The sequence below is a fragment of the Candidatus Binatia bacterium genome, from assembly GCA_036382395.1.
GTDB lineage: Bacteria > Desulfobacterota > Binatia > HRBIN30 > HRBIN30 > JAGDMS01.
On the sequence record DASVHW010000365.1, the window covers coordinates 1 to 10,232 of the forward strand.

A 10,232-nucleotide genomic window follows, 5' to 3' on the forward strand; every position below is an offset into this window, starting at 1 on the left:
GTTCGATCTGACCGCGGCGGCGGTGTTCCTGAGCGGACGCTCTCAGGTCTACTATTCCGACGCAACCGCGCACGGCCTGATCGCTGCCGACGAATTGAAGGCGGTCAGCGGCCGCGGCGAACCCGGTAGCGACACCAAGCGCGGCATTCTCTTGATGCCCCTCCGCGTCGGCGTTCGTTCGGTCGGCAGTATCGGCATTATTGGCGTCCTGTCCTGGCCAACCTTCGAGGCCATCGGCAGCCTGGTGGCAATCGCCGTCGAACGCGCCGGTGCGATAGAAAAACTGACGCGTGCGGAAGCTACCCGCGAAGGCGAACGGCTCCGCTCGGCGCTGCTCGATGCGGTTACCCACGAGTTCCGGACACCCCTCACCAGTATCAAGGCCGCTGCCTCGACGCTCAGCTCCAGCGTCGAGCTCGATGAATCGCAGCGGAAGGACCTGCTCGCGGTGGTGGAAGAGGAAGCCGACCGTCTAAACCGCCTGGTCGGAGAAGCCGCCGAGATGGCCCAACTCGACGCCCACCAGGTCCAGCTCGAATTCGAAGTGAGAGACGTGCAGGAAGCGATCGATTCCGCGATGAAGGAACTGCAATCGCGATTGGCGGAGCGTGCCGTCGAGGTCAAGGTTTCCCCGGACCTGCCGCGGGTGCGCATGGACGTTCAGCGGATCAGCGAGGTCCTCCGCCACCTGATCGAGAACGCGGCCAAGTATTCGCCCGCGGGAACGCCCATTCACGTCACCGCCGAGCGCTCCGGCCGGCAGGTGCGCGTGAGTGTTGCCGACCACGGCCCCGGCATCGACGACCTGGAACAATCGCTCATCTTCGAAAAGTTCTACCGCGGCCGCGGCCAGCGCTCCGTGCAGGGCACCGGCATGGGACTGCCCATCGCCCGGGCAATTATCGAAGCGCACGGCGGGCAAATCGAGGTCAGAAGCCAGCTCGGCCACGGTTCGGTTTTTTCCTTCACGCTGCCCGCGAGTTAGTAGGTTGGGTCTAAAGTCACTTTACCCCTCATGTCCTGCTTCTGTGGCCGTCTTAGTCCGGTGCGATCCGGTGCCTCGGTGTCCTCTCAACAATAAGCAATAGAAGACGAAGCCATGGCGGGCCTCACCGCAGCAGCGCGTACGCTGTGAATGCGATGATCGCGAGCACAGGCCAGACCCATATAAGATTGGCGCGTAGCGGCGGTAGCGGGCACTCGTTGAGCGGATCGAGGCGCAGGAACGGGATGCGACCCTTCTTTGCTACGAAGTCCTCAACTTCGTCCCGGATGTCCCAAGACGCGAGCGACCGCCTCCACAGCCACAGGGGACCCATGCCCCGGAGATGCCGATACAGCCGCCGCAGTTCTTCATCGTCCATGATCACGCGGGCCACGGCGCCGAGCGCGGGCCCGCGTGCCTGCACCGTTACTCGCGGGTCAGTCAGGATGTTTTGGTACCACTGCGTGCGTTCGCCCCAGCCGGCCCCGATATAGATGCGGCCGTCCAGCACGAAGTGGACCAGCATCGTGTGCCGCGTCTGTCCTGACGTCCGCCCTTTCGTGGTCAGAACCAGAAAACGGAAAAGTCGCGCGCGCACCAGCAGGGGCCTCAGTCCCAGCCGCCAATACAGCAAAGGCATGTGCATCACCATCCGGCGCCATCCCCGGCCGGGGTAAGCGGGCCAGTCGTGCCGCTGCTGGAAGTGTCCGGTACCTGGACTGGGACGCATCGTTCAATTCAACCACAGGCGGCTAGCGGGCCGTCGCCGATGGTCACGCCAGCAGGTGATGTGCATCACTAACCCGAGTGCGCTAACCGTCATATCATCGGCGCAGCCGCATGCGTGTGCGGCGCCGCCAACATGGTCAGTGGCAATCGCGAACAACGGTGGTTCTGGGGCACGCTGGTCCTGTCCAGCGTCAGCATTATTGCCCTCGTGTTTGCCTTCTGGGAGCTGGTCGAAAACCACTACTTCCGCGACCTGAATTACGTCAGCCTGCACTATCTCTACATCAGCCGCGGCGTCGCGTCGTCGCTTCTGCTGGCTGCCTGGGCCGCGTGGTTCGTGCTGCGGCAGCGGCGGCATGCGGAAGCGGAGTTGCGGCGCTCGCACGCTCGTTATCACGGGCTGCTCGAAGCCTCGCCGGGCGCGGTGGTGTTGTTCGATCGATCTTTCCGCGTGGCGGAATGGAACGCCGCCGCCGAGCGGCTCTATCGCTTCGAACGCGCCCAGGTGGTGGGGCAGACACTGCCCACCGTCCCGCCGCAACGCCAGGCCGAACTCGATGCGTTGATGCAGCGCGTCGATAAGGGCGAATCGGCGCTCGATTGCGAAACCCAACGCTTCGACCGTGCCGGCAAGTTGATCGACGTCCAGCTCAGCTTGCAGGCTTATCAGGAGCGCCACCACGAGTATTACCTCGAGGTCACGTCCGACATCTCGGAGCGCGTCCGCATGCGCGAGATGCTGCTCGAGGTCGAAAAGCTGACCAGCATGGGCAAGATGGCTGCCGGCACCGCGCACCACCTCAACACGCCCATGGCCTCCTTGCTGCTGCGCGTGCAGATGATGCGCGATCGCGCCGGTAACGACGGTTTCGCCCACGATCTGGAGCAGCTCGAAAGCACGATCGGTTTCTGCCAGCAGTTCATCCGGCGGCTGCTGGATTTCTCGCGCCGTCCCGCTCTGCAAAAGGAGCCGCAAGCGATCACACCCCTGATCGAGGCGGTCCTGGGATTCATGGGGCCTTCGTTTGCGTCTCGCCAGGCGCAGGTGACGACCAACCTGTCCGGCTTCGACTGCAAGGTCTACGCCGAAAGCAATCAGATCGAAACGCTGTTCATCATCCTTCTCAGCAACGCACTCGACGCGATCTCACCCGGTGGCAAGATCCACGTCCGCTGCCTTCGCGAGGACGACAACCTGCGCATCGAGCTCTCCGATACCGGCGGCGGCATCAGCGACGCCGACCGCGAGCGCGTCTTCGAGCCTTTCTTCACCACCAAGCCTCCGGGCAAGGGAACGGGACTGGGCTTAGCGATTGCGCGTAACATCGTGAGCGACCACGGCGGCCAGCTCCAGTTGCGCAGCGCTCCGGGCGTTGGCACGACTGCCGAGATCTTGTTGCCGGTCGTTTCGCCGGTTCGTCCGCAGGAGGTCGCCCCGTGAGTGCCCCGTTCGAAATCCTTATCGTGGACGACGACCTCGGCCTGGCCGCCACCTTGCGCGACCTGCTCTCCGAGGAAGGCTACTCCGCGGCCGTGGCGGCGAATGCGGATGAAGCCGTGCGCCTGCTCGACGAAAACCCTTCTGCCGCCCTCGCGCTGCTCGACCTCGTGATGCCCGGTTGCGACGGCCTCGCTTTGATGGAACGCCTGCACACTCGCCATCCCGAACTGCCCGTCCTCATCATGACCGGCTTTGGAACCATTGAAACCGCGGTCGAGGCGATCAAACGCGGGGCCGAAGATTATCTGACCAAGCCCTTCGACCGCGAGGCCGTCCGCAAGAAAGTCGGACGTCTCATGGAGCTGCACCTGCTGCGCACGCGCGTGGCGCAGCTCGAGGAAAATCTTCAGCACGCCAGCGATCCCTTTGCTCCGATCTCCTACGTCTCCCCCCAGATGCAGCGCATCGTGGAGCGGACGCGTGCGGCGGCCCTCAGCAATGCGTCGGTCCTGATCGTCGGCGAAACCGGCACCGGCAAAGAGATGTTGGCGCGCGCCATCCATGGCGCCAGCCGCCGCGCCTCGGAGCCCTTCGTCCCCGTGAACTGCGGCGCCCTCCCGCGTGATTTGGTGGAGAGCGAGCTGTTCGGCTATCGCAAGGGCGCGTTCACCGGTGCGCACGCCGATGCGCCGGGCGTTTTCCTCTCCGCCGGGAAGGGAACGGTCTTCCTCGATGAGATCGGCGAGATGCCGAAAGACGCGCAAGTGAAACTCCTCCGCGTCTTGCAGGAAGGCGAATTGCGTGCGGTGGGCAGCGCACGGGCACTGAAGATCGACGTTCGCATCATCGCCGCCACCAATCGCCCGCTGGCACAATTGCGTTCGGAGTTCCTGCGCGAGGACCTCTATTTCCGCCTCGCGACCGTCATCATCGAAGTCCCGCCATTGCGCCAGCGTCCGGAAGACATTCTTGTCCTCACGCAACACTTCGCCGACGGATTGGCGGACCGCTACGGCCGCCACATCACCGTCTCGCGCGCCGCCACCGAACTGCTGGTGCGGTACCCGTTTCCCGGCAACGTTCGCGAATTGCAGAATGTGCTGGAAAGCGTGGCTGCGCTCTCCCAGGCGGACCCGCAAGTTGTTTCCGACCGTGACGTCAAGCCGTTGCTCACGCGCGCCGACGCACCCATTTCGCACGAGCAGCCGCTGGCCCTGGAAGACATGGAGCGTGTCGCCATCGAGCGCGCACTGCGCCTTTGCCTGGGAAACCGTACCCGCGCGGCCGCGCTGCTGGGCATCTCGCGCGACACCCTCTACCGCAAGATGCGCGAGCTGAAGACCAACGGAACCGAGTCCCCGCAATGAGCCAGCGCCGCCAATTCGTGCTTTGGATCGCGCTGGCGCTGGTCGCGGTGTTGGGTTTCGCGGCGATCCTGCGCTGGCAGTACCAGCCGACGCAGCGGCGCTTCGCTCTTTCCGTCACTCCCCGTCCCGCCGAAGGCCGTACCGTCTATGAAGTGAAGGGTTGTGCAAAGTGTCACGGCACCGACGGCGTCGGAGGGACGGATGCACCCGCACTTCGCGAGCGCAGTTCGCTGACCTCGTTGCCGCTCCTTGTGACCGCGGTATGGAACCATATTCCGCGTATGTCGGACGCGATGCAGCAGGGCCGCATGCCCTATCCCACCATGTCGAGCGAAGACATGGCCCAGCTCTTCGCCTATCTCTACGTCACCGGCGTCACCGACCAGTCCGGCGATGCGGAACGTGGCCGCGCTCTCTTCGCGGCGAAGGGCTGCGTGCAATGCCACGACCCCACCGGGAAAGCTCCCGCCGTCAACGTGCTGGGCCGCGCGGATACGCCGCTCCTGCTGACCCAGGCGCTCTGGAACCACGCTTCGGCCATGACGTCGCAAATGCAGCAGCGCGGCATGCAGTGGCCGTCGCTGAAAGCCGGCGAGCTGCGCGACCTGCTGGCCTACATCCAGGTTGCCGCCGGTCGTCAAACCGCGCCGCCGGTTCGTACCGGAGATCCCGCCCGCGGCTGGGCCGTGTTCCAGGCCAAGGCGTGTCTCGATTGCCACACCCTCGGCGGACGGAATCATTCGCCGGCGCCCCAGCGAACTTCCGCGTCACCGGCTGCGCGCTCGCTCGCCGGCGACGGCGCCCTTCCCGCCACGCTTTCGCAATTCGGGGAAGCGATGCTGAACCATTTTCCCGACATGCACCGCGCCCTGGCCGTGGCAGGGAAGACACCGCCATCATTCCGCGACAACGAAATCGGCGATCTCGCCGTGTTTCTGTATAGCCTGCGCTATGTCGAGCCCGGCGGGTCGCCGCACGTCGGGGCCACTGTTTTTCGTTGGCGCGGATGTGCCGCCTGTCATGGGGAAGATGCCTCCGGCGCCAGCGCTCCCGCCCTGCGCGGCCGCGGACAGAGCTACACCGCCGTTCGTCTTGCCCGGGGGCTGTGGGGCCACGGCGACCGCATGTACGAATTGACCCGCCGCAACCACCAGCCCTGGCCGCAACTCGAAGCGTCCGACATCGGCGACCTGCTCGCGTTCCTCAACACGCCGGTTGAATCCCGCGCCCACTGAACTCACTGTCCGATTCTCTGACACTGCCCGGGAATCGGACACCCTCCTACCCGACAGTCAACAATTCCCGCGCGCCGATCTCCTGTATTTGCAGTAAATTGGCCGCTGCCACCGGTTGGCGTGCCACGTGCGAACGTTCGTTCTAGATAGTACGGCAAACAGTTGGAGGGAGCCCGGCAACCCGGCGTCGCAAAAGATCAGGCTTACGGCGCTCCGGACTTCCTCCATTGACAAGGAGTTCTATAAAATGCGCAGATTGGACACGTTAGGGATGACGGGAGTCGTGATGCTGGTCGCTGGGGCCACCACGTTTCTAAGTTACGATCATGTGCTGCCGCTTTGGGTCGCCTGGATCGTCGGACCGCTGCTTTGGTACCTCGGTTTTGCCGTGATGATCGCGTGGCTGTGCGGTCGCTTCTTCCTTACCCAGGCCGAGGAAGAAGACGCCATTGAAGTCGCGCCGGTCCGCAAGCCGCAGCCGAGCAACTTCCTCGAACACGACTGGGAGCCGGCGCCGCCCGCCCGCTGGCAGACCGTTCCCATACTCGCCACGGTCATGCTGCTGCTCCTGGTCTCGATGCTGGCCATTCGCGCCTATGCCGCCGACAACCCGGGCGCGCCGCTCTTCAAGGCAAAATGCGCCATGTGTCACGGCGCCGACGGCGTCGGCAAGACCCCGATGGGCGCCACCCTGAAACTCCGCGATCTCACTTCGCCCGAAGTTCAGAAGCAGTCCGATACGGAACTCTTGACCGTAATCACCAAGGGGCGTAACAAGATGCAGGAGTATGGCAGCAAGCTCAGCAAGGACCAGATCGCGGATCTGCAGAAGTACATCCGCACGTTAGCCAGGAAATAGGAGCCCGGAATGCAGGCCAGCAACGACAGGAACCCTTCGCCTACTATCGATTCGGACGAGGGCGGCGCGCCGGATAAGTCGGCGCGCCGCGGATTTATCAAGGTACTTCTTGGAGGCGGCCTGTTGGCCTCGGCCGGATCGTTTTTCTATCCGGTCTTGCGCTACCTGGTCCCGCCCGCCGCGGTGGACATGGGCGGCGACACCGTCATCGCCGCAAAAGTCGGAGATCTCAAACCGAACTCTTCCAAGATCTTCAAATTCGGCAGCCGCCCCGGTTTGCTGGTCATGCGTTCCGACGGCGCGTACGTCGCCATGGCGGCCACCTGCACCCACCTGAGCTGCACCGTGCAATACCGCAGCGACATTCGCCAGGTCTGGTGCGCCTGCCACAACGGCATCTATGACCTTGCCGGACGCAACGTCTCCGGTCCCCCGCCGCGTCCGCTCGAGGTATACGACGTCCATGTGAGCGGCGAAGATATTGCGGTCGGCAGAAAGCGGGAGGCGTGAGATGAGCGCATTCGTAGTCATCCGCGACTGGCTCGACGAGCGCTTCGGCTGGGCCGAACTGATCGCCCCACTGAAGCACAAGACCGTCCCCCTGCACCGCCTGTCCTACTGGTATTTCCTCGGCGGCATCACGCTGTTCCTGTTCGTGCTCCAGGTCTGCACCGGCATATTGCTTCTTCTCTATTACCGCGCCAGCGCCAACGAGGCCTTCGAGAGCGTGCAGTACATCAGCACCAAGGTGCAGTTCGGATGGCTCATCCGCTCCATCCACTCCTGGTCCGCGAACCTGATGATCCTGACCGCCTTTGCCCACATGTTCAGCGTTCTCTTCCTGCGCTCCTACCGCAAGCCGCGCGAGCTGACCTGGGTCACCGGCGCGGTCCTGCTCTTCCTGTCCATGGGCTTCGGTTTCAGCGGCTATTTGCTGCCCTGGAACACCCTGGCGTTCTTCGCGACCAAGGTGGGCACCGATGTGGCTGGACAAGTCCCCTTCATCGGTCACTTCATCGTCGTCTTCCTGCGTGGCGGCGAGGAGGTCACCGGCGCCACGCTCACCCGCTTCTTCGGTTTCCATGTCGCGGTATTGCCGGGAATCACCACGTTATTGCTGGCGATTCACGTCCTGCTAGTGCAGCGCTTCGGCATCAGCGTGCCGCCCTCGGTAGAGAAGCAGTGGATTGCCGACCCGAGCGCCAGGAGCGAAATGAAGTTCTTCCCCAACTTCATGCTCCGCGAAATGATGGCGTGGTACATCGCCCTCGGCGTCCTGGGCGTGCTGGCGGCGATGTCGCCGTGGGGCATCGGAGCCAAGGCCGAACCGTTCGCTTCCGCACCGGCCGGCATCAAGCCCGAATGGTACTTCCTCTTCATGTTCCAGACGCTGAAGCTGCTCCCGTCGAAAATCTGGTTCATTGATGGCGAACTCCTCGGCGTCCTGGGCTTCGGCCTCGCCGGCGCCGTCTGGGTCTTTCTGCCGTTCCTGGAACAGCCCCGCTGGCAGTGGGCGCGCGTCTTCATCATCGGCCTGGGCGTCTTTGCCCTCGCTTACATGGGCAGCATGACGGTTTACGGGTTTATCGCGAAATAAGGGCGCAATCATGTCGGACCTACGATCATTACGGCTCTCGTTCCTCGCACTCGCTCTGCTCGCCTTGCCGCTTTCACTCCGCGCGCAACAGCAGAACACGTGCCTCGATTGTCACGGCTCGGCCGATGGCAACCTGAAGATCACCAGCGAGCAGATCGCGCAGGACATCCACTTCCAGAAGGGACTCACCTGCGCCTCCTGCCACGGCGGCGATCCCACCAGCATGGAAGCCATGGATCCCAAGAAGGGCTTCAAGGGACATATCTCGCACAACAAGGTCCCCGAGCTTTGCGCCTCCTGCCATGCCAACGGGAGCTACATGCGCGGCTTTAACCCGTCGCTGCGCACCGACCAGCTCGCCCAGTACAAGACCAGCGTGCACGGCAAGAAGCTCGCGGCGGGCGATACCCACGTCGCCGTCTGCATCGACTGCCACGGCGTGCACGGCATCCGTCCCGCGTCCGACACGCGTTCCCCCGTATATCCGACCAACGTCGCCAAGACCTGCTCTCGCTGCCACGCCGACCGCGAGTACATGAAGGCCTACGACATCAAGACCGACCAGTTCGCCGGTTACAGCGCCAGCGTCCATTACGATGCGCTGGCCGTCCGCGGCGACCTGAGTGCGCCGACCTGCACCACCTGCCATGGCAATCATGGCGCTGCGCCGCCGGGCGTGGCTTCGGTGGAAAACGTCTGTTCCACCTGCCACGTCCTGCAGGCGCAACTGTTCGACACCAGCAAGCACAAGACTGCGTTCCAAGCGGCGGGATTTCCGGGATGCGTCACCTGCCACAGCAACCACCGCATCTCCAAGCCCTCTGACACCTTGCTCGGCACCGGGCCGGGAGCCGTCTGCGTCAACTGCCACACGCAAGGCGATGCGGGCTTTGCCTTGGCCGCTTCCGTCCACAAAGAGTTAGTTTCCACGCAGGCTGCGATTGCCCGCTCCGACGAGATCCTTACCCGAGCGGAGCGCGATGGCATGGAAGTGAGCCAGGCGCAACTGGAGTTGATCGACGCCCGCGATCGTCTGACCAAGGCGCGTGTTACCCAGCACAGCTCCCAGGCGGCGAAGATTGATGAGGACATCAAGGTCGCGCGCACCGTCAGCGATAAGACGTACGAAGCCGGTGTCCAAGCCATGAAGGAACGCAATTACCGTCGCCTGGGATTGGGGATTTCGCTCATCACCATCGCCGCGATGGTCCTCGGCCTGCGCCTGTTTATCTCCGACCTCGAAAGCAAGAAGTAGGCCTTGATTTGTTTGGCTACCTCCACCTCCTGTCTTGCCCCGGCCTCCTGAAGGCCGGGTTTGTTTGTGCTTGTGAAACCTGGTAGCACCGGCGTCTCGCCGTCCACGCTGTACTCAACGGATCTGTCATCCCGAGCGAAGACGAGGGGAGCTCTTGTTTCGTAGCACTGGCGTCTCGCCGTCCACGCACAACCCTTAGGAAGTGTCATTCCGAGCGAGGACGCCGCCTATCGCGTCGCCCGCTGTTGGCGACGCTTGCGGCGTCCGAGTCGAGGAACCTGCATTTTCCCGTTCCGCACGATGGATACAAGGCGGGCACGAAGACCTGAATTATTACCATTCGGTAAACCTCAGAGGGGACCCTACCCCCCTCCCCCCTCGACTTGGGCCGGTATTCGGCTAAAGCGCAGAGGACAAGAGAGTTGCACCCGTTTCAAGTCCTCCAAGTAACTTACTGTTACTTGGAGCGTCCCGAGGGCGTCCCGAAGCCCGTCCCGATGCCGATCCGGGGAAAACAGCGGCCTGAGATTTCAAAGAACTCTAACTAAGTAGTTAATTGGAGCCGGATTCGACACAACTCCCTCCGCTGTTGCCAGCGTTAATCTATTTTTGCGCCGCAGAGCAGGAGAGTCAAGCGATCTGGTCACCGATGCGCGTGATAGTGGGCCAAATTGGGAAAGAGGTCTAGGGCCGAAGTGCGAGAAGCATTTCCAGGCCCCACCCCTTCGGCTGCGCTCAGGGCAGGCTCTAGCAAACCCGGCTAG

9 protein-coding genes are annotated in these 10,232 nt (G+C 63.4%); 8 read left to right on the top strand and 1 reads right to left on the bottom strand.

Annotated elements, in window-relative coordinates:
• On the top strand, positions 1–985 hold a 985-nt coding region (locus tag VF515_17565), incomplete at its 5' end, for an ATP-binding protein (GenBank protein HEX7409440.1).
• Positions 986–1,109: 124 nt separating this feature from the next.
• On the opposite strand, the gene VF515_17570 is transcribed toward VF515_17565, so the two are convergent.
• On the bottom strand, positions 1,110–1,625 hold the full coding sequence (locus VF515_17570; GenBank protein HEX7409441.1) for a nitroreductase family deazaflavin-dependent oxidoreductase: 516 nt from the start codon (positions 1,623–1,625) through the stop codon (positions 1,110–1,112).
• Between the two features lie 222 nt (positions 1,626–1,847).
• Here VF515_17570 and VF515_17575 point away from each other — a divergent pair, with 222 nt between their 5' ends.
• The 7 genes from VF515_17575 to VF515_17605 all read left to right on the top strand — a co-directional run bounded on the left by VF515_17575 (position 1,848) and on the right by VF515_17605 (position 9,468).
• Positions 1,848–3,155 carry an ATP-binding protein gene (locus VF515_17575; protein ID HEX7409442.1) on the top strand — a complete coding sequence of 436 codons (1,308 nt, stop codon included), beginning with the start codon at positions 1,848–1,850 and terminating at the stop codon, positions 3,153–3,155.
• The gene (locus VF515_17580) at positions 3,152–4,522 is read left to right on the top strand and encodes a sigma-54 dependent transcriptional regulator (protein HEX7409443.1); all 1,371 of its coding nucleotides are present in this window, start codon (positions 3,152–3,154) and stop codon (positions 4,520–4,522) included. The genes VF515_17575 and VF515_17580 overlap by 4 nt, the downstream gene beginning before the upstream one ends.
• Positions 4,519–5,757 (top strand): c-type cytochrome, encoded by a 1,239-nt coding sequence (locus VF515_17585; GenBank protein ID HEX7409444.1) that lies wholly within the window; start codon positions 4,519–4,521, stop codon positions 5,755–5,757. Before VF515_17580 ends, VF515_17585 begins: the two co-directional genes overlap by 4 nt.
• A gap of 247 nt (positions 5,758–6,004) precedes the next feature.
• A complete protein-coding gene (locus tag VF515_17590; GenBank protein HEX7409445.1) occupies positions 6,005–6,616 on the top strand; it encodes a cytochrome c in 612 nt (203 codons plus the stop codon).
• 9 nt (positions 6,617–6,625) lie between these two features.
• Positions 6,626–7,126 (top strand): Rieske 2Fe-2S domain-containing protein, encoded by a 501-nt coding sequence (locus VF515_17595; protein ID HEX7409446.1) that lies wholly within the window; start codon positions 6,626–6,628, stop codon positions 7,124–7,126.
• 1 nt (position 7,127) lies between these two features.
• Positions 7,128–8,213, top strand: a complete 1,086-nt coding sequence (locus tag VF515_17600) for a cytochrome bc complex cytochrome b subunit (GenBank protein ID HEX7409447.1) — start codon at positions 7,128–7,130, stop codon at positions 8,211–8,213.
• Positions 8,214–8,223: 10 nt separating this feature from the next.
• A complete protein-coding gene (locus VF515_17605) occupies positions 8,224–9,468 on the top strand; it encodes a cytochrome c3 family protein (GenBank protein ID HEX7409448.1) in 1,245 nt (414 codons plus the stop codon).
• Positions 9,469–10,232: the final 764 nt, after the last annotated feature.